The sequence below is a fragment of the Streptomyces sp. NPDC001219 genome, from assembly GCF_053597915.1.
This window is the reverse complement of the sequence record NZ_JBSFJF010000019.1, coordinates 1-20,550: the sequence shown is the minus strand read 5'-3', so window position 1 is coordinate 20,550 and position 20,550 is coordinate 1. Positions and strand designations below refer to the sequence as shown.

At 71.9% G+C, this 20,550-nt stretch carries 20 protein-coding genes; 12 read left to right on the top strand and 8 right to left on the bottom strand.

What is annotated here, in order from left to right; genetic code table 11:
• Positions 1 to 166 precede the first annotated feature (166 nt).
• Positions 167 to 904, bottom strand: coding sequence for a VOC family protein (locus ACWC9R_RS14905; RefSeq protein ID WP_450731723.1), 738 nt, complete (start codon positions 902 to 904; stop codon positions 167 to 169).
• A 273-nt stretch (positions 905 to 1,177) separates the two neighbouring features.
• Between ACWC9R_RS14905 and ACWC9R_RS14900 the strand changes: the two genes are divergently transcribed.
• Positions 1,178 to 1,942, top strand: a complete 765-nt coding sequence (locus ACWC9R_RS14900; RefSeq protein WP_450731722.1) for an ankyrin repeat domain-containing protein — start codon at positions 1,178 to 1,180, stop codon at positions 1,940 to 1,942.
• A 618-nt stretch (positions 1,943 to 2,560) separates the two neighbouring features.
• Here ACWC9R_RS14900 and ACWC9R_RS14895 read toward each other — a convergent pair.
• A complete protein-coding gene (locus ACWC9R_RS14895) occupies positions 2,561 to 3,187 on the bottom strand; it encodes an alpha-ketoglutarate-dependent dioxygenase AlkB (RefSeq protein WP_450731720.1) in 627 nt (208 codons plus the stop codon).
• Positions 3,188 to 3,336: 149 nt separating this feature from the next.
• Between ACWC9R_RS14895 and ACWC9R_RS14890 the strand changes: the two genes are divergently transcribed.
• The 3 genes from ACWC9R_RS14890 to ACWC9R_RS14880 all read left to right on the top strand — a co-directional run bounded on the left by ACWC9R_RS14890 (position 3,337) and on the right by ACWC9R_RS14880 (position 5,928).
• Positions 3,337 to 4,095 (top strand): IclR family transcriptional regulator, encoded by a 759-nt coding sequence (locus tag ACWC9R_RS14890; RefSeq protein WP_450731719.1) that lies wholly within the window; start codon positions 3,337 to 3,339, stop codon positions 4,093 to 4,095.
• A 73-nt stretch (positions 4,096 to 4,168) separates the two neighbouring features.
• Positions 4,169 to 5,434, top strand: coding sequence for a PP2C family protein-serine/threonine phosphatase (locus tag ACWC9R_RS14885; protein WP_450731717.1), 1,266 nt, complete (start codon positions 4,169 to 4,171; stop codon positions 5,432 to 5,434).
• Between the two features lie 167 nt (positions 5,435 to 5,601).
• The gene (locus tag ACWC9R_RS14880; protein ID WP_450731716.1) at positions 5,602 to 5,928 is read left to right on the top strand and encodes a hypothetical protein; all 327 of its coding nucleotides are present in this window, start codon (positions 5,602 to 5,604) and stop codon (positions 5,926 to 5,928) included.
• A 41-nt stretch (positions 5,929 to 5,969) separates the two neighbouring features.
• On the opposite strand, the gene ACWC9R_RS14875 is transcribed toward ACWC9R_RS14880, so the two are convergent.
• On the bottom strand, positions 5,970 to 6,827 hold the full coding sequence (locus ACWC9R_RS14875; protein WP_450731872.1) for a SigB/SigF/SigG family RNA polymerase sigma factor: 858 nt from the start codon (positions 6,825 to 6,827) through the stop codon (positions 5,970 to 5,972).
• 110 nt (positions 6,828 to 6,937) lie between these two features.
• Here ACWC9R_RS14875 and ACWC9R_RS14870 point away from each other — a divergent pair, with 110 nt between their 5' ends.
• From ACWC9R_RS14870 to ACWC9R_RS14850, 5 genes are all read left to right on the top strand, one after another.
• Entirely contained in the window at positions 6,938 to 7,087 is a 150-nt protein-coding gene (locus ACWC9R_RS14870) for a hypothetical protein (RefSeq protein WP_450731714.1), read from the top strand.
• Positions 7,088 to 7,184: 97 nt separating this feature from the next.
• Complete coding sequence (locus ACWC9R_RS14865; RefSeq protein ID WP_450731712.1) at positions 7,185 to 8,078, top strand: Vgb family protein; 894 nt, start codon at positions 7,185 to 7,187, stop codon at positions 8,076 to 8,078.
• Positions 8,079 to 8,425: 347 nt separating this feature from the next.
• Complete coding sequence (locus tag ACWC9R_RS14860; RefSeq protein ID WP_450731870.1) at positions 8,426 to 9,715, top strand: PP2C family protein-serine/threonine phosphatase; 1,290 nt, start codon at positions 8,426 to 8,428, stop codon at positions 9,713 to 9,715.
• Between the two features lie 172 nt (positions 9,716 to 9,887).
• Positions 9,888 to 10,730 (top strand): DUF1206 domain-containing protein, encoded by an 843-nt coding sequence (locus ACWC9R_RS14855; protein WP_450731710.1) that lies wholly within the window; start codon positions 9,888 to 9,890, stop codon positions 10,728 to 10,730.
• Positions 10,731 to 10,900: 170 nt separating this feature from the next.
• Positions 10,901 to 11,227 carry a hypothetical protein gene (locus tag ACWC9R_RS14850; protein ID WP_450731709.1) on the top strand — a complete coding sequence of 109 codons (327 nt, stop codon included), beginning with the start codon at positions 10,901 to 10,903 and terminating at the stop codon, positions 11,225 to 11,227.
• Positions 11,228 to 11,339: 112 nt separating this feature from the next.
• On the opposite strand, the gene ACWC9R_RS14845 is transcribed toward ACWC9R_RS14850, so the two are convergent.
• From ACWC9R_RS14845 to ACWC9R_RS14830, 4 genes are all read right to left on the bottom strand, one after another.
• Positions 11,340 to 13,127 (bottom strand): M28 family peptidase, encoded by a 1,788-nt coding sequence (locus ACWC9R_RS14845; protein ID WP_450731707.1) that lies wholly within the window; start codon positions 13,125 to 13,127, stop codon positions 11,340 to 11,342.
• Positions 13,128 to 13,504: 377 nt separating this feature from the next.
• Positions 13,505 to 15,034, bottom strand: coding sequence for an L-piperidine-6-carboxylate dehydrogenase (amaB, locus tag ACWC9R_RS14840; protein WP_450731706.1), 1,530 nt, complete (start codon positions 15,032 to 15,034; stop codon positions 13,505 to 13,507).
• Positions 15,035 to 15,078: 44 nt separating this feature from the next.
• Complete coding sequence (gene hglS, locus ACWC9R_RS14835) at positions 15,079 to 16,470, bottom strand: 2-oxoadipate dioxygenase/decarboxylase (protein ID WP_450731704.1); 1,392 nt, start codon at positions 16,468 to 16,470, stop codon at positions 15,079 to 15,081.
• A 29-nt stretch (positions 16,471 to 16,499) separates the two neighbouring features.
• Positions 16,500 to 17,669: an NAD(P)/FAD-dependent oxidoreductase gene (locus ACWC9R_RS14830; RefSeq protein WP_450731868.1), complete on the bottom strand. Its 1,170-nt coding sequence runs from the start codon at positions 17,667 to 17,669 to the stop codon at positions 16,500 to 16,502.
• A gap of 182 nt (positions 17,670 to 17,851) precedes the next feature.
• Between ACWC9R_RS14830 and ACWC9R_RS14825 the strand changes: the two genes are divergently transcribed.
• From ACWC9R_RS14825 to ACWC9R_RS14815, 3 genes are all read left to right on the top strand, one after another.
• A complete protein-coding gene (locus tag ACWC9R_RS14825; RefSeq protein ID WP_450731703.1) occupies positions 17,852 to 18,766 on the top strand; it encodes a LysR substrate-binding domain-containing protein in 915 nt (304 codons plus the stop codon).
• A gap of 123 nt (positions 18,767 to 18,889) precedes the next feature.
• Positions 18,890 to 19,267 carry a PadR family transcriptional regulator gene (locus ACWC9R_RS14820; protein WP_450731701.1) on the top strand — a complete coding sequence of 126 codons (378 nt, stop codon included), beginning with the start codon at positions 18,890 to 18,892 and terminating at the stop codon, positions 19,265 to 19,267.
• Positions 19,264 to 19,848: a hypothetical protein gene (locus ACWC9R_RS14815; RefSeq protein WP_450731699.1), complete on the top strand. Its 585-nt coding sequence runs from the start codon at positions 19,264 to 19,266 to the stop codon at positions 19,846 to 19,848. Before ACWC9R_RS14820 ends, ACWC9R_RS14815 begins: the two co-directional genes overlap by 4 nt.
• Before the next feature lie 314 nt (positions 19,849 to 20,162).
• On the opposite strand, the gene ACWC9R_RS14810 is transcribed toward ACWC9R_RS14815, so the two are convergent.
• Positions 20,163 to 20,550: anthrone oxygenase family protein (locus tag ACWC9R_RS14810; protein ID WP_450731697.1), on the bottom strand; the 388-nt coding region annotated here is incomplete at its 5' end.

Genomic DNA, 20,550 nt, shown 5'->3' with positions numbered 1-20,550 from the left:
TGCACCATTCACTTCCGAGACACGCCCTGATCGGCGGATTTGCCGGATCAGGAGTGGGCTCGGCTGGAGCCGCAGCACGAGCAACGGGGTGCGGATACCGCGCAGTTCGGCCTCGGTGAGGGGAGAGCGGGGCGGCGGATGCGGTGGGCGCGGGCGGAGTTCCGCGTCAGCCGCGGCCGAGGACGCAGAACTCGTTGCCCGCCGGGTCGGCCAGGACCACCCAGGAGACGTCACCCTGACCCACGTCCGCCCGTGTCGCGCCGAGGCCTTCGAGCCGGGCGACCTCCTTGGCCTGATCGTCGACGGGGTCGGACATCACGTCGAGGTGGATGCGGTTCCACACGACCTCCTCGTCGGGCGTACGGCGGAACTCCAGGTACGGACCGACGCCCTTGACGGAGCGCAACAGGGCGCGGTCGTCGGTCAGTTCGTGGACGGTCCAGTCGATCGCCTCGCTCCAGAACCCGACCATGGCCCGTGGGTCGGCGCACTCGACGACCACGGCGGCCATCGGCCCGGTGTCCCGGTACAGCTCCCGGGGCTCCAGGACGCTGAACACGTTGCCTTCCGGGTCGGCCATCACCGTCCACGGCACGCCGCCCTGGCCCCCCTCGGCGGGCGTCGCCCCGAGTTCCTTCAGGCGTGCGACCAACTCCGCCTGATGGGCGTCGGAGGTGGTGGCGAGTTCGAGGTGCACGCGGTACTTCACCGTCTCCGGGTCCGGGACGCGGACGAGATCGATGCAGACGGCGGACGGGTCCGGCCAGTCGAAGCCCACGGGTACCAGGTTGGTGACGCCGGGCCCTTCGCTGGAAACATCCCAGCCGAGCGCCTCCGCCCAGAACCGGCCGAGCGCCGAGTCGTCCCGGGCCTTGAAGTTCACCTGAACAAGTTGCAGCGTCATTCCGCACACCCTAGGTGATCTCTCATCGGGCAGGCATGCGAATTCCGGCTCGTCCTGCTGGGTGCATGGCGGCACCAGCGTCCTGGCCGGCCGGCGCTCCCGGGGGACGCCACGTTCTCCGCCATCACCGCCTGGGTCGGCTCTTCCTGAGCCGCGGATGAGCCACGCCGCCCCGCCCGGCCCGCCGTCGCCAGGCGCGCCATGACCGCCGCGTCCTCGGACGGGGTCGTCCTACGCTGCGCCGAAGCCTGCTTTCCCGAGGAAGGACCCTGCATGACCGAGGCATTGACCCTGCAATTGATCTCCGCCATTCACGAGGACCGGGTGGACACGGTGGCGGCGCTGTTGCGGCAGGGTGCCTCGCCGTCCGCGCCGGACTCCGACGGGGAGACGCCGTTGTACCTGGCCGCGGTCTCGGGGCGGTCGGACATCGTGCGGCGGCTGCTCGAGGCGGGCGCCGCGCCCGATACGGAGAGCAGGGGCGAACCGGGAAGTGAGGGGCTGCCCCTGTGTGCGGCGGCCTGCTGGGGCCATGACGAGACGGTGCGCGCACTGCTCGAACACGGCGCCGACCCCAACCTGAGGGAGGACGACGGCACTTCGTCCACCGCCTTGCTGTGGGCGGCCTCCAATGGCCACCACCGGACCGCCCAGCTCCTGCTGGACGGCGGGGCCGACCCGGACATGGGCCATCCCCGCCGCACTCCGTTGATGGCGGCGGCCGAGCGGGGGTCGATCGCGGTGGTGCGGGCCCTGTTGCGCCATGGCGCCGATCCGCGGCTCACGGATGCGGAGGGTCGGACGGCCTGGCACCTGGCCCACGCCGAGAGCGGCAAGGACATCGAGAGCGAGCTGCGCCGGAGGCTGGGCGCCGCCCCGGACGCCCGGTGCGAGGTACGCCGCAGCCCGCGCCCCGAGGGCACCGAACTGGTCGAGCTCATCATCTGCGCGCCGGACGGGAGGGCGGGCGCCGAATACCACCTGGAGACGGGGCACGCCGCGATCGTGGCCCTGCTGGAGGAGAACACGCGGGAGTGAGGCGGCCCGGCCCGGGGGCGCACCGGATTCCTCGCACGCCCCGGCCGGGACGACCGGTACCTGCCCGCATCCTGCGGTTTAGCGAACCTCGGCCCTATTCATAGGATTTCTGCTTTTCTCGGGCTTCTGTCTGCATTGTGTAAAACCATGGGCGTTGCCGGGATGGAGTGAGCGCCACAGGTGCATGGTCATTCCTGCCCGGCCAACGGCGGGGCAGCCCACATCACGGCAACGCAGAAAGGCATGATCCGAAATGATTGACGGGTTCAAGCGCGCCTTCGCTCTCGGCGCCGCCACACTGGCCCTCGCCGGAGGTGCCGCCTTCTCCTCGGCGGGAGCCGCCTCGGCCACGCCGTCGCACCCCGGCGACCACTCGCCCACGAGGCACGTGGACCGGGGCCACTGTCACATGGTTCACGGTCACTGGGTCCGGGTCTGGCACCCGGGCTGGCGCGACCGCGACGGTCACCGCCACCCGGGCCACTGGACCCGAACCTGGCACCGCGGCCACCTCGTGTGCCACAGACACTGATCACGGCGCACCAGTAGTTGCCGGGCCCCCGAGCCGCTTGCGGTTCGGGGGCTCCGCGCTGCGCGGCCGGGCCGTCGCGGCCGTGTTCAGTGCACGCCGTGCGGCCGGAACTGAACGCTGATCCGCGGCCCCGTCGCCCGGGTGGTCTTGGGGATCGCGTGCTCCCAGGTCCGCTGGCAGGAGCCGCCCATCACGAGCAGATCGCCGTGCCCGAGCGGGTGCCGTACGGAGCTGCCGCCGCGCCGCGGGCGCAGCAGCAGATCGCGCGGCGCCCCCACGGACAGGATCGCGACCATCGTGTCCTCCCGCCTGCCGCGGCCGATCCGGTCGCCGTGCCAGGCCACGCTGTCGTGGCCGTCCCGGTAGTAGCAGAGGCCGGCCGTGGTGAACGGTTCGCCGAGTTCGGTGGCGTAGTGGGCGGAGAGCGCGTTCCTGGCCTCGTCCAGGACGGGGTGCGGCAGCGCGTCATCGGCCTGGTAGAAGGCCAGCAGCCGCGGCACGTCCACCACCTGCTCATACATCCGCCGTCGCTCGGCCTGCCAGGGGACCTCCGCGGCGAGCCGCTCGAAGAGGGCGTCGGCGCCGCTCAGCCACCCGGGCAGCAGATCGATCCAGGCCCCGTCACCGAGCGCGGACCGGCGTATCCCGCGCAGCGGACCGAGCCGGACCTCGTCGGTCTGGTCGAAGAGCGAGCCCTGGAGGTGCGTGGCCATGCCGCCAGGGTACGCCCGGAATCGAATATGTGTTCTGACGTGTGGACGGTGAGAGCGGTGAGAGGTGCGAGGGGAGACGTCTCGCCGGGCGAAGCACTCACCGGGGTGCAGGCCTTGCCCGGCCGGGGCGGCGGGGGCAGGCTGAACGTATGGGCAACGGAGAGGGCCCCACTCTCATCGCTTCCGTGCAGCGGGCCTTCCGGCTGATGGAGGCCGTCGGCGCCCACGAGGGCGGTGCCCCGGCGAAGCAGCTGGCGCGGGAGACGGGGCTGCCCCTTGCCACCACGTATCACCTGCTGCGCACGCTGGCGCACGACGGGTACATCCGGAAGCTGGGCGACGGCGGTTTCGTCCTGGGCGAGAAGCTGACCACGCTGCACTCCGGAGGACGGAGCCAGGCGCTGCTGAGCCGCATCCGGCCCGCGCTCGCGGCACTGCGGGACGACCTCTCGGCGGCCGCCTACCTGACCTTCTACGAGGACGGCGAGATCCGGGTCGTCGAGATCGTCGACGGCCCCCGGGCGCCGCGGGTGGACCTCTGGGTGGGGTTCGAGGACGCCGGGCACGCCACCGCGCTGGGCAAGTGCGTACTGCGCGAGATGGACGACAAGGACCGCGACGACTACCTCTCACTGCACCCGCTCGCGGATCTCACCCCGCGCACCATCACCGGCCGCACCGAACTCCTCCGGCGACTGGGCACGTCACCGCTGGCGCCGGCGGTGACGGACATGGAGGAGTACGCGCTCGGGACGTTCTGTGTCGCGGTGCCGGTGTACAGCGGGGAGATGCTCGGCTCCCTCGGTGTGTCACTCCGGGCGGACCGGGTCGCCCGTGTCGACGAGATCCGGAACCGGCTGATCCCGGCAGCGGGCCGGGTGACCAGGGGACTGTCGCTCACTATCTGAAATTCCGCTCCTTGCGGCCGCCGCCCCGCTCCCCGTTTCCTAGATGAAACGGACATTTAGGCACGTACGTGTCATGAGTAGGAAGCGAGCGGTGGACGAGGACATGCGCCCAGCCCGAATCCATCACCACGCCCACCGGCCGCAGTCGCCGCGTGCGCATCGCCTCTCCGCTCTGCGGATGACCGCCCGGCACCCCCTCCGGGCCCGGGGCGACGCTCCGTCGGGCGGTGCGGGCGTCCTCCGGCACTTCGCCGCCGCGGTGCCGCTTCTGCTCACCGCCGCCGTCGCGTGCCTGGCCCTGACGGACGGCACCGGGATGAGCTGGCTGCCGCTGCTCGCCGTCGGCCCCGCACTGGCCGCCGCCACCAGTGGGCCGTGGGGTGTGCTGCGTATCGGCGCTCTGGCCGTGGGGCTGGGCACGGCCATCGGGGTGCACGCCGGCACGCCGGATCGTGAGCTGGCGATCGTCCTGTCCGCGCTGACCGCCGTGACCTTGGCCAGCAGTCTGGCCGGCGCCCTGCGCAGACGCCGGGAACAGGTGCTGGCCGCGGTCCGCTCGGTCGCCGAGGCCGCCCAGCACGCCTTCCTCAAGCCGGTGCCCGCGACCGTGGGGCATTTCCAGGCGGCGGTCCACTACAGCGCCGCCGCGGCCGAGGCACGCATCGGCGGTGACCTCTACGCGCTGGTGCCCACCCCTTTCGGCATCCGGCTGATCGTCGGCGACGTACGCGGCAAGGGGCTGCCGGCGGTCGGGGTCGCCGCCCTGGTCCTGGGCGTCTTCCGGGAGGCGGCCTACGACGAGCCGGACCTCCTCGATGTCGTCCACCGCATCGAACGGAGCCTGGCCCGCAACCTCGGCCCGGACGACTTCGTCACCGCGGTGATCGCCGGATACCCCGAAGCCGACCGGATGGAGCTGGTCAACTGCGGGCATGCCGCACCGCTGCTGGTCCAGGAGTCGGGCGTGCTGCCCGTGGAACCCGCCCGGCCGGCCCCGCCGCTCGGTCTGCGGTCCCTCGCCGGGGAGGCCCCGGGACTCCAGGAGGTAACGCTGACCGACGGGAACCAGCTGCTCTTCTACACCGATGGTGTGACGGAGGCCCGCGACCACCAGCGGGAGTTCTATCCCCTGCGGGAACGGCTGGCGCGGCACCTCTCGGAGGAGCCGTCGCGCACCCTCGCCGCGCTCCATGAGGATCTGCTCACGCATGTGGGCGGAGAGCTCCATGACGACGCCGCGATGCTCCTGCTCCGCAAGCCGGCCGTCGCCCCGGCGGCACCGGACGGCCTCGACGAGCCGGCCGGCCTGTGCCCGTCCAGCCCGGTGGCCGCGGAGTAGGACGACGGGTCACCGGGGCGGAGGCTTTGCCGTGCGAGTCGCCCTCGGGAGCGTGGGGGCTGGTCAACCGCGGTGGGGAGGCGGCCGGCAGCGCGTCTGCCACGGTCGCCCCGATCAGCAGGAAGCGTGTGGGAGGCCTGAGTACAGTCGTCCGTGTCGATCATGTCGTGCATATCGTTCACGCCGGACGTCCCGGCCTGCGGACGGCGGCGCAGTGGAGGGCACCTCGGAAGGCGAAACCACCGCTTCCCGATGCGGCAGTAGCCCTGCTGGGCACCGTGCTGGACGAGGGCAACTGGTACACCCACCTCAGCCTGCTCGGCCGCGTCGCCGACCTGCGCGAGGACGACGAACTCGCCGACATCGACCGGCTGGCGCGGCACTACCTCGGCAAGCCCTACCCGCAGCGGGACCGCCGTCGCTTCAGCGCGTGGATCGAGATCGACCGCTGGCACGGCTGGGGCAGCCTGAAGGACAGCAGCCAGGCGGGCTGAGTACGGGGGCAGCCGCTGCGCCATCGGCGCTGCGGGCCGCCCTATCCCTCGGCGAGCAGCCCCTTGCGCAGGGTGGTGCAGGCGCGGGTCAGCAGGCGGGAGACATGCATCTGGGAGAGGCCGAGTTCCTCGCCGATCTCGGCCTGTGTCATCTCCGCCCCGAAGCGCAGCTGGAGGAGGGTGCGGTCACGGTCCTCCAGCTTGGCCAGGTGGGGCTTGAGGGCCTGGACGTCCTCGGCCAGGGCGAGGGCGGGGTCCTCGGTGCCGATGAGGTCGGCGACGAGTCCGGTCTCCTGCTTGCCGCCGCCACCGGCCTGGATGGGCCGGTCGATGGAGTCGCTGTCGTAGCCGTTGCAGGCCACCAGGCCCTCCGCCACCTCGTCCTCCGTCATACCGAGATGGTCGGCCAGCTCCGCGACGGACGGCTCGTGGCTGCCCTGCCCCTCCAGCTCCTCCCGGGCCCGGGAGAGGTCGATCCGGAGCTCCTGAAGGCGCCGCGGAACCCGCACCGACCAGGTGGTGTCGCGGAAGAACCGCTTGATCTCACCCTGGATGTACGGGACCGCCAGTGTCGTGAACTCCACGTCACGGGACGGGTCGTAGCGGTCGATCGCCTTGATCAGGCCGATCGTCCCGACCTGCAGGACGTCCTCCATGGACTCCCTGCGGCTGGAGAAGCGGCGGGCGACGTAGCGCACCAGGGAGAGGTTCATCTCGATGAGGGTGTTCCGCACGTACTGGTACTCCTGCGTGCCCTCCTCCACCTCCTCCAGCCGCTGGAGGAAGAGCTTGGACAACTCGCGGGCGTCGGCGGGGGCGACGCGTTGCGGAGCCGGGACGCGCGGCAGCACCGTCGGCTCCGGAACGGCACACACCTTCGACATGGTCTCCGGCTCCATTCCCGCCGCCATGGTGCTGTTGCTCCTCATGCTCTGGCTCCTGCCTGTTGCTGAGCCCCCGTCGCACGGTCCCCTACCCGTCGGTGTCACATGCATGTCCGGTGGTTCTCATGGGTGCAACTGACGGCGGAGTGCGCGCTGTTGATGGGCCGGTGGCGGGGGTGGAGACGGAGGCGGTGGCGGGGGTGGAGACGGAGGCGGAGGCGGAGGCGGAGGCGGAGGCGGAGGACGCGGCAGAAAACTTCTTGCTTCTGCGGTGACGCCATGACAGCATCATTAATGCAACTAATGTAGCGATAGCGGCTCGCGGGTGGGCTCGCCCCGCCCCCCTCCTCCACCGAAGGAGCCTCCCCGGCAATGACCCCACGCTCCGCCGCGTTCCGGCAGATCCCTGTCTCCGATGCCGACGCGGGTCCGTACGCCCTCACCACCGGCCCCGATGGCGCCCTGTGGTGCACCCTGGTCCACACCGGGCAGATCGCCCGCCTCACGCCGGACGGTCAACTCGACCACTACACACTCGACTCCACGAACTGCGGACCGTCGGTGATCACCTCGGGGCCCGACGGTGCGCTGTGGTTCACCCGAAACCGGGACCACCGGATCGGACGGATCACCGTGACCGGCCAGGCAACCTCGCTTCCGCTCCCCACCCCGGGCAGTGGCCCCTTCGGTATCGTCTCCGCCCCCGATGGCGCGCTGTGGTTCACCCAGCTGCACAGCGACCGGATCGGCCGGATCGGCACGGACGGCCAGGTGACGGAGTATCCACTGCCGGTCAGTGGCGCCTTCCCCTCCGGGATCACCACCGGTCCCGATGACGCCCTGTGGTTCACGCTCAATCAAGGCCATGCGATCGGTCGCATCGGCTTCGACGGCGAGATCACCCTCCACCCCCTCCCCACCGCGAACGCCGCACCGGTCGGCATCACCTGCGGCGGGGACGGCGCCCTCTGGTTCGTGGAGATAGGGGCCGGCCAGATCGGCCGGATCACCATCGACGGCCGGATCGATGAGTTCCCCCTCCCGGACCCGGCGTCCCGGCCCCATGCGATCGTCGCCGGACCGCAGGGTGACTGCTGGTTCACCGAGTGGGGAGCCAACCGCATCGGCTGCATATCCCCCGACGGCCGCATCGAGGAGCACGAGCTGCCGGTCGCCTCGTCCGAACCGCACGGTCTGGCCTTCGGGCCGGACGGCGCCCTCTACGTGGCGCTGGAGATCGGGGCGGTGGCCCGGCTGGCGCTGTAGCGGTGGCCTGGCTGACGCTTCAGGGGTGGCCCGGCCGGCGTTTCAGGGGCATCGCTCGCGAGCGGGCCGGCTCTCCGCCATGCCGCGTTCCGTCACTCAGGGCCACCGTCCGCCACGCAGAGGGGTCACTCATGTGTCGCACCGCGGTGTCGCTGTCGGCGGGCTCCGTCCGGGTGTCACCATCGACAGCACAGGTATCGACAGCACGGGTATCGACAGCACGGGCATCGCCCCTGGCCGCAGGGCAGCCGGCGGTGTCGCTAAGGGACAGCCCACGGGCGGACGGCCCGGTGGGCCCACGCCCGAGGAAAGGTGCCGCCATGAGCAGTCCAGCCGCCCGGGGGCGGATGCTGGGTGACCTTGTCGCCGCGAGCCATGTGGTCACCCTGGAGCAGATCCCGGACCTGGTCGCCAAGCACGCGGCCAAGGTCGGCTGGCTGGATGTGCAGATCTACCTCGCCGATCTCCAACAGGTGATCCTGTGCCGGCTCCGGGGCCGGGCGACCGGACCCGAAGGAGGACAGGAACCGGCGCCGGACGTGGTGCGGGTGGAAGGCACGCTCGCCGGCCGGGCATTCCAGACCGGGGGCATCGTCGCGGGCACCACTTCCGAGAGCGGCCAGTGGTGGGTGCCGATGCTCGACGGCACCGAACGGCTGGGGGTGCTGCGCGCCACCGGCGCCCCGGACACGGAGATGGACGCCCAGGCGGCCCAGGACCTGCGCAACCTCGGCGGACTCATCGCCTTGATGGTGGTCAGCAAGCGAGGGGGCAGCGACACGTACGCCCGGCTGGTGCGGCGCCGGCGGATGAACGTGGCAGCCGAGATGGAGTGGCGGGTCATGCCGCCCCGGACCTTCGCCACCGACCGGGTGCTGATCAGTGCGGTGATGGAGCCCGCCTACGAGGTCAGCGGCGATGTCTTCGACTACGCCATCGCCGAGGAGACCGTGCACCTGGCGCTCTTCGACGCCATGGGCCACGACACGGCCGCCGGACTGACCGCGAACCTCGCGCTCGCCGCCAGCCGTAACCACCGTCGGCGGGACTGCGGCATCCTGGAGATCGCCGGGGCCGTGGAGCGGGCCCTCGTGGAGCAGTTCGGCTCGCACCGCTTCGCCACCGGCCTCCTGGCCGAACTCAACGCCGGCACCGGGGTGCTGACCTGGACCAGCCTCGGACACCCGCCACCGGTCATCATCCGCAACGGGCGCACGGCCCTGACCCTGTCCTGCTCGCCCGCCCCTCCCATGGGCACCGACCTGGGTGTGCCGCCGACGCTCTGCCGGGACCAACTGGAGCCCGGCGACCGGCTGTTGCTCTACACCGACGGCATCACCGAGGCCCGGGACCACACCGGACAGGAATTCGGCCTGGAGAGCTTCGCCGACTTCCTCCTCCAGCACCATGCCGACGGACTGCCCGTGCCCGAGACGCTGCGCCGGCTGATCCGCCGTCATCTCGCGTACCACGACGGGCGGCTGGAGGACGACGCCACCGTGCTGCTGCTCGAATGGAGCGGTCCCACCCCCTACCGCCCCGCCCGTGTCGAGGCCCTCGCCGGTCTCCCCGAACACACCACTCCCGCCACGGCTCTGCCCACCGCCTGGGCGGCTCCCGACACGGAGGCCCGATGAGGCGTCCGTGCCCGGGGCCAGACGCCGGGGCGTCGTCGTGGCGGTGCGGAGTCACGGCGAGCCGGGGCGCGCAGCGCGACCGGGGGCGGCGGGCCCGGTGGTTTCCGTTCCTTGGCCAGGGGCAAACGGTGTGCACCCTCGACGGCACCGGAAGAGCCTCTGGAGGCACCCCATGCACCCGACCACCGCGGTACCCCTCACCGGACGGGCCACGGCCCGCCGTGCCGCCCGCAGCTCGGCGGTCCGGATCGCGGCCCGTGGTGGTTTCGTGGCGCGGGGCGTGATCTACCTGCTCGTGGGGGTGCTGGCGCTGCGGATCGCGTTCGGTGACTCCGGCAAGCAGGCCGATCGGGGCGGGGCGCTGGCGGAGATCGCCGCCCGGCCGTTCGGCGGCGTGCTGATCTGGGCACTCGGCCTGGGCCTGGCGGGCATGGCGCTGTGGCGCCTGTCCGAGGCGGGCTTCGGAGCGGCCGGGCCCGACGGGCACAAGGCCGGTACGCGGCTGCTGTCGTTCGCCCGTGCCGTGTTCTACGCCGTGGTGGCGTTCTCCGTCATGTCCTTCGCCGCAGGGGAGAAGAGCAGCGGCAGCGGGGCCGGCGACCAGCAGTCCCGGGATGCCACGGCCCAGGCGCTGGGCCTGCCCGGCGGCCCCTGGCTGGTGGCGGCGGCGGGGGTGGGCATCGCCGCCGCCGGGGCCTGGATCGCGGTGCGCGCCGCCCTCCGGAAGTTCCACAAGCATCTCGACCGGAGCGGCATGTCGGCCCGGCAGCGGCGCGGTGTCGATGTGCTCGGTATCACCGGTGGCCTCGCCCGCGGTGGGGTGTTCGCGGTCGCCGGGGTGTTCGTCGTCAAGGCCGCGGTGACCTACGACCCCGATCGGGCCAAGGGCATGGATGACACGCTCCGCTCCTTCACGGACACCTCGGCCGGTCCCTGGCTGCTCGCCGCGACCGCCACGGGACTCGCCCTGTTCGGCCTCTTCTCGTTCACGATGGCCAGGTGGCGCACGATGTGACGGCGCCCCGCCCCGCCGACGGCGCAGCTCCGCGGCCGTCCACGGCCCATCGCCCATCGCCCATCGCCCACCGCCCACCGCCCACCGCCCACCGCCCACCAGAGCGTCGCAGCACACCGACCGCTCCCCTGCCCCACGACACCTTGCCCCACGACAGGAGTTCACCCCGTATGACCGAGACCCATGAGAACGCCGGGACGGTGCGAGCCGCGTTCCGCGCGGAGGCCTTCGTCCGGAACGGCCGCTGGCACCTGGAGATCGCCAGCCTCGACCGCGAGCCCGAACGGGGTGACACCGAGGCGCTGCTCGTCACGCTGTGGCCCGTCGAGGACACCCCCGACGGCACCGGCTTCCCCGCCGACGCGCTCCGCGGGCAACTACGCGAGAACGGCTTCGCCCTCACCGACCCGGACCACGGCACCGGCGGCTGGACGGCCACCGGCGAGCGGGGCCACCACACCGCCGCCTGCTTCCCGACGGACGAGACTGCCGCCTGACCCGCTCGGCCGGGACGGGCCGGCCCCGCCCGCGGTGGCGGACAGTCAGCAGACGTGCGGAGGCGCCGGAGGAGCGGGGCACGACAGAGCCCGCTCCTCCGGCGCCGTCAGGTCAGCCGGTCTGGAGCGTCGCGTCGTCGACGACGAAGCTGGTCTGCAGGCTGCTGTCCTCGGTGGCGGTGAAGGTGAGGGTGATGCGCTGGCCGATGTAGGGGCTCAGGTCCACGCTGCGCTGGGTGTAGCCGCCGGCGGCGTCGGTGTTGGAGAGGGTGGTCAGGGTGGTGTTGCCCACCTTGACCTTGAAAGTGTCGTAAGCGACGCGCCCGTTCTCGTCGGTGTCGATGTGCAGCCAGTAGGACAGGGTGGCCTTGCCGCAACCCTCGGGCACGGTCACCGTCTGGCTGAGGGTGTCGGAGGCGGAGGAACCGTAGCCGCCGAGCCAGGCGAACCGGCTGCCGCTGTGGGCGGACTGGCCGGCGTGGGCGCCGATGGCCCCGGTGTCACCCGTCCAGGGTGTGGTGCCGCTCTCGAATCCGCCGTTGGCCAGGAGCTGTTGGCCGGTGCAGCCGCCGGACCCCTTGACGGTCAGGGTGTAGGTCGCGCTGTGGGTGACGGACCCGGTGCCGGTGATCGTGAGGGGGTAGGTGCCGGGTGCCACGCCGGAGGTCGTGGCGACGGTCATGGTGGAGCTGCTGCCGGAGGTCACCGAGGCCGGGTTGAAGGACACCGTCACTCCGGCCGGGGCGCCCGTGGCCGACAGCTTCACGGTCTGCGCTGATCCGCTGGTGGTCGCCGTGGAGACGGTGGCGGTGGCCGAGGCGCCCGGGTCGACGCTGCCGGCGGCCGGGCTGGTGGCCAGCGAGAAGTCGTTCGCCGGGGTGGAGTCGCCGACCGCGACCTGCCAGAGGGTGGCGGCGATGCCGTCGACGGCGCGGTTCAGTCCGGTGACGTTGATGTTGCTGGTGGTGTCGCAGGACTGGTGGTAGCAGGGGTCGTAGGCGCGGTTGGCGGTGCCGCCCCACTTGGCCGCCTGTGCCGAGGTCTTCCGGGCGCTGGCGCCCATCGCGTATCCGGAGGTGGGGATGCCGGCCCGCTCGAAGGAGTAGTCGTCGGAGCGGCCGGCGCCCTCGGTGTTCTCCTCGGGCTGGAGGCCGAGGGAGTCCCAGTACGCCTTCATCGGCTGGGCCGCGGCGGAGGTGACGTGGTTGATGAAGTAGCCGCCGTTGGTCGAGGCGATCATGTCGAAGTTGTAGTACGCCTTGATCTTCGACCGCTCGGCGGAGGAGAGCGAACCGACGTAGAAGTCGGAGCCGTTGAGGCCCTGCTCCTCGTCCGTCCACCAGGCGAAGCGGGCCCGGGAGGCCATGGTGGGGTGCTGCTCCGCGAGGGTGAGCGCGGTCTCCAGCAGCGCGGCCGAGCCGGAGCCGTTGTCGTTGATGCCCGGTCCGGCGCCGACGCTGTCGAGGTGGGAGCCGAACATATAGACCTTGCTCGCGTCGCCCTGCGGCCATTCGGCGATCAGGTTGGGGCCGGCTCCGGTGGCACAGCCGGAGGTGCAGGGCTGCTCGGTGACGGTGTAACCGGCCGCCTGGAGCTTGCTCTTGGCGTAGGCGACGGAGTCCCGGTAGCCCTGTCCGCTGGACTTGCGGTTGCCGCCGTTGCGGGTGGCGATGTTGTTCAGCTCGGTGAGATGTGCCTGGACCTTGGCCACATCGATGTCCGGGGCGGCGGCGAGGCCGCGGGCCGCCGCACCGGGCGCGGCGCTCGCGGCCCGGTCGGCCGAGATCGCGGTCGGGTGGTTCCGGGAGGTGGCCGCGGCCGGGGGAGCTACGGCCAGGGCGGCCGCTCCGAGGGTGGCGGCGAGGGATATCCCGGCCACCGCGAATCTTCGAAACACCATGGCTCCTTGAGGGGGTAGGGAGTGCTACCGACGGAGGTTCTGGTGGAGCGCCGGGCCGTGGCAGCGCCTTGTGTCGTCCGGCCGGTGCCGACCAGGTGGGGCTGGTGCGCGACAGGAGAAGACATGTCCATGACCCAAGCCGCCGTACCATCACACGCGGCACCCCCGGCGTCAACGGATGTCCCCGCACGGAGCGGTGTTTGACGGAAAACGGCAGCCGGCGCCCGATATCCGGGCACTTCCCGGCGTCTGTTGCCGCTGCCGGACCCTGCCGGCCCGGCCTCCGGCGCACACGGCGAACCCCCGCCCCTGCTCGGAAGCGGGGCGGGGGCACGGGTTCCGCTCATGCGGACGGCGGGCCGTCAAGCGGCCGGTGCCTAAAGGAAGCTGACGTTCTGGGCGAGGGCGAGCCGGCTGGAGTAGTTGATGGTGTTGGTGGCGGAGCGCATGTAGGCGCGCCAGGCGTCGGAGCCGGACTCGCGGCCGCCGCCGGTCTCCTTCTCCCCGCCGAAGGCGCCGCCGATCTCGGCGCCGGAGGTGCCGATGTTGACGTTGGCGATACCGCAGTCGGAGCCCTCAGCCGACAGGAAGAGTTCGGCCTCCTGCTGGTCCCGGGTGAAGATGCTGGACGAGAGGCCCTGCGGGACGTCGTTGTGCAGGGCGATGGCCTCCTCCAGGGTCTCGTAGGTCTGCACGTACAGGATCGGGGCGAAGGTCTCCTCGCGGACGACGTCGGTCTGTTCGTCGACGCGGACGATGACCGGCTCGACGTAGCCGGCGCGGGGCGCGGCGTCGGTGAGGCGCCGGTTGCCGCCGGCCAGGATCTTGCCGCCCTCCGACTGGGCGCGGGTGAGGGCGTCCTGCATGGTGTCCAGGGCCTGCGGGGTGATGAGGGGGCCGACGAGGGTGTTCTCGTCGAAGGGGTCGCCGATGGGGAGCTTCCGGTACGCGGCGGTCAGCCGGGTGAGGAGGGTGTCGGCGATGTCCTGGTGGACGATGAGGCGGCGCAGGGTGGTGCAGCGCTGCCCGGCGGTGCCGGCCGCGGCGAAGACGATGCCCTGGACGGCGAGGTCGAGGTCGGCGGAGGGGGCGACGACGGCGGCGTTGTTGCCGCCGAGTTCCAGCAGGGTGCGGCCGAAGCGGGCGGCGACGCGGGGGCCGACCTCGCGACCCATGCGGGTCGAGCCGGTGGCGCTGACCAGCGCGACCCGGGGGTCGTCCACCAGCTTCTCGCCGACGGCGCGGTCGCCCAGCAGCAGGCGGTGCACCTCGCGCGGGGCACCGGTCTCCTCGGCGGCCCGGTCCAGCAACCGGTCGCAGGCCAGCGAGATCAGCGGGGTCAGCTCGGAGGGCTTCCAGATCACGGTGTCGCCGCAGGCCAGGGCCACGGCGGTGTTCCACGACCAGACGGCGGCGGGGAAGTTGAAGGCCGAGATCACCCCGACCACCCCGAGCGGGTGCCAGGTCTCGGCGAGGCGGTGCCCGGGGCGCTCGGAGGCGATCGTGCGCCCGTAGAGCTGGCGGGACAGGCCCACCGCGAAGTCGCAGATGTCGATCATTTCCTGGACCTCGCCGAGCGCCTCGGAGCGGATCTTGCCCGCTTCGATGGTGATGAGGTCGGCCAGCTCGCTCTTGTGCTCACGCAGCAACTCCCCCAGGCGCCGGACGAGTTCGCCGCGGCGGGGCGCCGGGGTGGTGCGCCAGGTCAGGAAGGCCTCGCGGGAGGCGGCGAGGGCGTCCTCGGTGTCGGCGGCGGTGGCGGCCCGCAGGCCGAGGAGGTCTTCCCCGGTGATGGGGCTGCGGGCGTGGAAGTCCTCGCCTTCCGGGACGGTGACGCCGACGCGGCCGAGCGCGGCGAGGGCGCGGGTGCGCAGGTCCTCGGTGGTGGGGAGGGCGGTGGCGGTCATGATGCTCCTTGGGTGGGGAGGGGTGGGGTGACGGATCGGCCGGGTCAGCCGGGCAGGCCGTCCAGGGCGAGTTCCCCGGCGACCCGCCCGAGGGAGCGGTTCTGCTGCTCCTCGTAGAGGTCGAAGGGGTCCAGGACCTCACGGCCGATGGCGCCGGAGAGCCATGCGCTGTCGTAGGCGATGCCGGTGCGGTCGTGGTGCCTGGCGCCTTCGTCGCTGAGGTTGGACTGGAAGATGCCGGCCGCGGAGCGCGGCAGGAAGTCCTCGTAGACGACGGGTTCGGCCCGGACCCAGCCCTGTTCCAGCAGGGCGTCGAGGCCGGCGGGCGGGCGGCTGCCGTCGGCCGGGCGGTCGGACGCGACGTGGTAGGTGAAGTGCGCCAGGCCCTGGGCGGCGAGGGCGCGCTCGGTGTCGGGGAAGGCCTCCGCCCACAGGGCGCGGGCGACGTCGGCCCGGTCGGCCTGCGGGTCGCGGGCGGCGCGTTCGTCGACCCGGGCGAGCAACGCGTCGTAGCGGGCCCGGCCCTGGCGGGTGAGGGCGATCCCGCGGGCCTCGACCTCACCGAAGCGCACCCGCAGGGCGCCGCTGATCACGCTGCCGTCCGGGGTGCGCAGGGCCCGCGGCTCGGCGAGCGCACGGAACGAGGTCTGGCGCAGCAGGACGTCGGGGCCCTGCCACCGGGGCGGCCCCTGAATGGTGTCGATCATCTCGATGCCGCGCTCGGTCATCCGCCGGTAGAGCGCGTCGATGTCGAGGACGCGGGGGGTGAGGTGGTTGATGTGGGTGCTGCGCACGCCGCCGATGTCAGCGGCGACGGCGGAGACCCGTTCCAGGGTTTCGTACCAGGCCTTGTCGACGGGCTCCGGGGAGAGTTCGAAGGCCTGCACGGCGAGGTGCAGGAACCGTTCGGCGTCGGTGTCGGACAGTTCCCCGGCGTCCTCCGCGCGGTCGGCGAGGGCCAGCAGCTCCGGGGGGAACAGCTGGCGTCCGGCGAGGAAGTCCTCCAGCCGGGCACGGAGTTCGGGGTCGAAGAACCGGGGGTCCGCCGGGGTCAGCATGGAGGTGAAGACGCGGAACGGGTTCCGGGCCAGCTCCCCGCCGTCGACGGGACGGAAGGCGGTCGACACGACGGGGACCGCGCTGGCGGCGGCCTCCCGCAGGTCGTAGAAGCCGACCGGGTGCATGCCCAGGGCGCCGAAGACGCGGGCGACCTGTTCGAGTTCGCGGGGTGTGCCGACCCGGATGGCGCCGTGCCGTTCCGCGGTCACCCGGCTGATGGAGCCGAGGCGTTCGGCGTCGGCGCCCTGCTCGCGCAGCACGTCCTCGTTGACCTCGCGGGAGACGTCCACGAGCGTGGTGTAGGCGGGCACCTCCCGCCCGTACATCTCGGAGAGCCGCCGCGCGAAGGCGGCGCGCAGTTGCCACTGGCTGAACATCGACGGGTCTGCCTTTCGGTCGGGGGAACTCACACCACGTGTGCTTCGGGGCGGATGTCGGCACCGGTCGTGAACCGGTCGGCGCTGAGCGGGGTGACGTCCACGAACGGGGCGCGGCCGAGGTGGAGGTCGCGCATGATCTCGCCGACCGCGGGGGCCTGGAGGAAGCCGTGGCCGGAGAACCCGGTGGCGTACAGGAAGTTGGGCAGTGTGCCGGAGCGTCCGATCAGCGCGTTGTGGTCGGGGGTGACCTCGTACAGTCCGGCCCAGCCGTCGGTGGTCTCCATGCCGGCGAGGGCGGGGGCCCGGCGGCGGACGGCGGCGCGGAAGAGCGGGAGCCAGTCCGGTGTCCAGGTGGTGTCGAAGCCGTCGGCCTGGCCGGGGTCGGCGAGGCCGAAGAGCAGGCCGTCGTCGCTGTTGTGGAAGTAGGCCGTGGAGGCGAAGTCGATGGTGAAGGGGATGCGCGGGGCGGCCGGGGTGAGCGGCGCCGTGAAGGCGAGCTGGCGGCGCACCGGGCGCACCGGGAGGTGGACGCCCGCCATCTCGCCGATCCGTGCGGACCAGGCGCCCGCGGCGCAGATGACCGTGGAGCAGGTGATCCGGCCGTGGTCGGTGTGGACGGCGGTGACCCGGTCACCGGTGGTGTCGAGGCCGGTGACGGTGGTGTGCGGGGCGAGGACCACGCCCGCCCGCGCGGCGGCGCGCGCATAGCCCTGGACCGCGAGTCCGGGCCGGGCGTGGCCGTCGGTCGGTGAGTAGGCGGCGGCCACCAGCCCGTCGGTGCTGAGGTAGGGACACAGCTGCTGTGCCTCGCGGGGGCCGATCATGCGGCTGGGGACGCCCAGCTCGTTCTGGAGGTGGACGCTGCTCTCGAAGTCCGCGGCCTGCCGGTCGCTGGTCAGCAGGAAGAGATAGCCGACGCCGTCCAGCCGGACGTCGGCGCCGGGCCGCTGGGGGAAGTCCTGCCAGGCGCGCAGACTCCGGCTGCCCAGGGCGATGTTGAGCGGGTCGGAGAACTGCGCCCGCACACCGCCGATCGGCTTGCCCGAGCTGCCGCTGCCCAGCTCACCGCGTTCGACGACGACGATGTTGTGCACCCCAGCCTCGGCCAGGTGGAACGCGATGCTGGTGCCCATCACACCGCCGCCGACGATCACCACGTCGGCCGTGGGCGGGACGGTACGGGAGGTGGATGACATGGACAAGAGGCCGATCCCTTCCGAGGGCCCGGTCCGGTGCCGGTGGGCGTCTGTCCGGCACCGGGGCTGGGCTGTCAGTGCATGGCGAGAAGAGCTGATCAGCTAGCTGCCCGTCATCGTGCAGGACTCCGACCGTTGACGTCTACGAACAGTTACTGCGTCTGATCTATTAGGATCTCTATATGGATTGGACGAGTGCCCAGCTGCGGTCCCTGGTGGAACTGACCCGGCGCGGCACGATCACCGCGGCGGCCCAGGCCCTGGGATACACGCCCGGCGGGGTCTCGCAGCAGATCGCCGCGCTGGAGAAGGCCGCGGGCATGGAGCTGCTGCGGCGGGTCGGGCGGCGGGTGGAGCTGACTGATGCCGGCCGGACCCTGTCGCGGCACGCGGAGCGGATTCTGTCCACGGAGGCGGAGGCCGTCGAGGCCCTGGAGCGCACCCGGCACGAGATCTCCGGCGTCCTCCAGGTGGGGCTGTTCGCCACGGCGGCCGCCGAGCTGCTGCCGCCGGCGCTGCAGGAGGCCCGGCGGGCCCATCCCGGGCTCACGGTGCAGAGCCGCGACATGGATGTCGACGAGGTGCACGACGCCGTCGCGTCCGGCGCGGTGGACCTGGCGCTCGGCCTGGACTACCCGGACGTGCCGATTCCGCGTGAGCCCGCCCTGCGGGTGCGGCGGCTGTACCGCGAGCGGTTCTCGCTGGCGGTGCCCGCCGGATCGATGGCGGGCCGTGAGGTGACCAGCCTGGCGGACACCCAGGATCTCGGCTGGATTCTGCCGTCGGCCGACAGCTACTACGGGCGCGCGGTCCGCACCGCCTGCCGAAGGGCGGGCGTCGAGCCGCGAGTGCAGCACGAGGTCACCGACACCGCGGCCACCCTGGCACTGGTCGAGGCCGGGATCGGGGTGAGCCCGGTGACGGACCTGATGCTCGGCCTGCGGGCTTCCCGACTGGACGTGGTGCGGCTGCGGGAACGGATCGAGCGGCACATCGTGGTGATGTTCCGCTCCTCCGTCGAGCACCGGCCCACGGTGACGGCTCTGGTCGACGTACTGCGGGCGGTGTCCGGGGCGCGGAACGCCCCGGCCGACTAGGACTGTCCGGGCCGGCCGTTCCGGAGTCGGACCTACCGCGAGTACCTGAGCCTCGGAGGCACTCATTGCCATGCGCCACAAGTATCTTGCGGCGCATGGCAATGCCTGACTATCTTGTACCGCATGACAAAGGGGCTGCCCGCCATCGGTGACCAGCGTCGTAGTCAGCTGCTGCGCGGGGTGCTCGATCTGTGCCTGCTGTCGCTGATCGCCGAACGGCCGTGCTACGGCTTCGAGTTCGTGGCGGCACTCGCCGACAACGGGCTCGATCTCGTGAGCGAAGGCAGTATCTATCCGTTGCTCGCCCGGCTGGAGCGGGAAGGGGTCATCTCCTCGTACCGCGCCCCGTCGGCCAGCGGTGGCGCCCCACGCAAGTACTACCGCCTGACCGAAGCGGGACGTGCCGAACTGGCGAGCGGCCGGGCCGTGTGGCACGCCTTCAGCGGGCGTGTGGGGCGGATTCTGGACGCCACCGAATCCACGGGGGAAAGCGCACCATGACGGACCAGCGCACCATGACGAGCCAGCAGATACTCGCGATCTGCCGCAGCAACTGGGAGTACCGCGGCATCGACGACGGATCTGTCCGGGAGATGCTCGACGAACTCTCCGCCCATCTGGAGGACGCGGCGGCCGCAGGCCGCACACCCCAGGACGTCGTGGGCGACGACGTCAAGGAGTTCGCCGCGTCCTGGGCGCGGGCCCGCACTCCGTTCGCCCGCCGGCTGCTCCGCACAGCGGCGATGGTCTGCTTCGTGATCGGCTGCCTGGTACTGATCACGTGCCTGCTCCGGTGGACCACCGAACGGGTCGTGCGCGTGGACGATGTCGCCTTCTGGGCCGTCCTCGCAGCGGTCACGGTCGCCTGGGAGCTACGGCGCGGCAGCCTGGGGCTCGGCAGGAACCTGGCGGTCGCCCTCGCCGCCGGCCTGGCCGCCGTGCTGCTCTCCCTGTGGCTGGGTGGCGACGGGGCACTGTTCACCATGCCACTGTGGGCGGCCCCGGTGCTGCTCCTTCCCGGACTGCCGTACGCCGTCGCCGATGCGCGGGGCAGGAAGAGCACCGCGCCCGGCGTCGACTAGGACCTGTCGTCAAACTCCCGCCTGCCCGTACCCCCACCCGCATGAGGGGCAACGCGACCCGGCCGGTTCCCACTGCGAGTTCCAGGGCGTTCTGTTGCCCTGCGAGCTTGGCCAGGAACGCGACGGTCTCCGCCTCATCACCGCGTGGCTCGTCGTCGTACCGCTGGGACACCTCCACAGCTGAATCGCTTGGCCACACCTGACGAAAGCTCGCCCGTCCGGGCCGGCCCCTACCGCCGACGTTCCGTGCACCACCACGTATTTGGCGAGCCATCTGATCCGGCTACAACGGCTCAGTCCGCACCCACTGCGCGTCAGCCAACGGCACCCGGCGCCGGCGACCGGACGATCCAACCGAAACGCCCTGGGCGAGTGTCGGGTCGTGATCGATGAGCGGGTTCTCCGCTCGTGACGGCGGCGACCAGCAGGGTGAAGGCGGCGATGATGACGGCGACGCGGACGTGGTGGAGGCGGTCCCAGCGGTTCATCTGCTGCTTCCAGTCGGCGGGCCGGTTGTCCGGGGTGCATGTCTTGCCCCGGTTGTTGATCGGGACGAGCAGCAGGATCGACATGATCACGCTGAGGATCAGCAGCGCGCCGGCGGTGACGACGAGGCCGGTGCCGTGGTGGTGCCACCCGGCGATGGCCCAGACCGCGACGAGGATGAGCGAGGTGAGGTACCAGACCGGCATCACGGCCCCG

Coding starts and splice junctions, on each gene's coding strand:
- ACWC9R_RS14830 (WP_450731868.1), bottom strand. CDS start 17,669: ATGTCATCCACCTCCCGTACCGTCCCGCCCACGGCCGACGTGGTGATC.
- ACWC9R_RS14900 (WP_450731722.1), top strand. CDS start 1,178: ATGACCGAGGCATTGACCCTGCAATTGATCTCCGCCATTCACGAGGAC.
- ACWC9R_RS14860 (WP_450731870.1), top strand. CDS start 8,426: ATGCTGGGTGACCTTGTCGCCGCGAGCCATGTGGTCACCCTGGAGCAG.
- ACWC9R_RS14855 (WP_450731710.1), top strand. CDS start 9,888: ATGCACCCGACCACCGCGGTACCCCTCACCGGACGGGCCACGGCCCGC.
- ACWC9R_RS14820 (WP_450731701.1), top strand. CDS start 18,890: ATGACAAAGGGGCTGCCCGCCATCGGTGACCAGCGTCGTAGTCAGCTG.
- amaB (WP_450731706.1), bottom strand. CDS start 15,034: ATGACCGCCACCGCCCTCCCCACCACCGAGGACCTGCGCACCCGCGCC.
- ACWC9R_RS14875 (WP_450731872.1), bottom strand. CDS start 6,827: ATGGAGCCGGAGACCATGTCGAAGGTGTGTGCCGTTCCGGAGCCGACG.
- ACWC9R_RS14845 (WP_450731707.1), bottom strand. CDS start 13,127: ATGGTGTTTCGAAGATTCGCGGTGGCCGGGATATCCCTCGCCGCCACC.
- hglS (WP_450731704.1), bottom strand. CDS start 16,470: ATGTTCAGCCAGTGGCAACTGCGCGCCGCCTTCGCGCGGCGGCTCTCC.
- ACWC9R_RS14865 (WP_450731712.1), top strand. CDS start 7,185: ATGACCCCACGCTCCGCCGCGTTCCGGCAGATCCCTGTCTCCGATGCC.
- ACWC9R_RS14815 (WP_450731699.1), top strand. CDS start 19,264: ATGACGGACCAGCGCACCATGACGAGCCAGCAGATACTCGCGATCTGC.
- ACWC9R_RS14825 (WP_450731703.1), top strand. CDS start 17,852: ATGGATTGGACGAGTGCCCAGCTGCGGTCCCTGGTGGAACTGACCCGG.
- ACWC9R_RS14870 (WP_450731714.1), top strand. CDS start 6,938: ATGGGTGCAACTGACGGCGGAGTGCGCGCTGTTGATGGGCCGGTGGCG.
- ACWC9R_RS14850 (WP_450731709.1), top strand. CDS start 10,901: ATGACCGAGACCCATGAGAACGCCGGGACGGTGCGAGCCGCGTTCCGC.
- ACWC9R_RS14905 (WP_450731723.1), bottom strand. CDS start 904: ATGACGCTGCAACTTGTTCAGGTGAACTTCAAGGCCCGGGACGACTCG.
- ACWC9R_RS14895 (WP_450731720.1), bottom strand. CDS start 3,187: ATGGCCACGCACCTCCAGGGCTCGCTCTTCGACCAGACCGACGAGGTC.
- ACWC9R_RS14885 (WP_450731717.1), top strand. CDS start 4,169: ATGAGTAGGAAGCGAGCGGTGGACGAGGACATGCGCCCAGCCCGAATC.
- ACWC9R_RS14890 (WP_450731719.1), top strand. CDS start 3,337: ATGGGCAACGGAGAGGGCCCCACTCTCATCGCTTCCGTGCAGCGGGCC.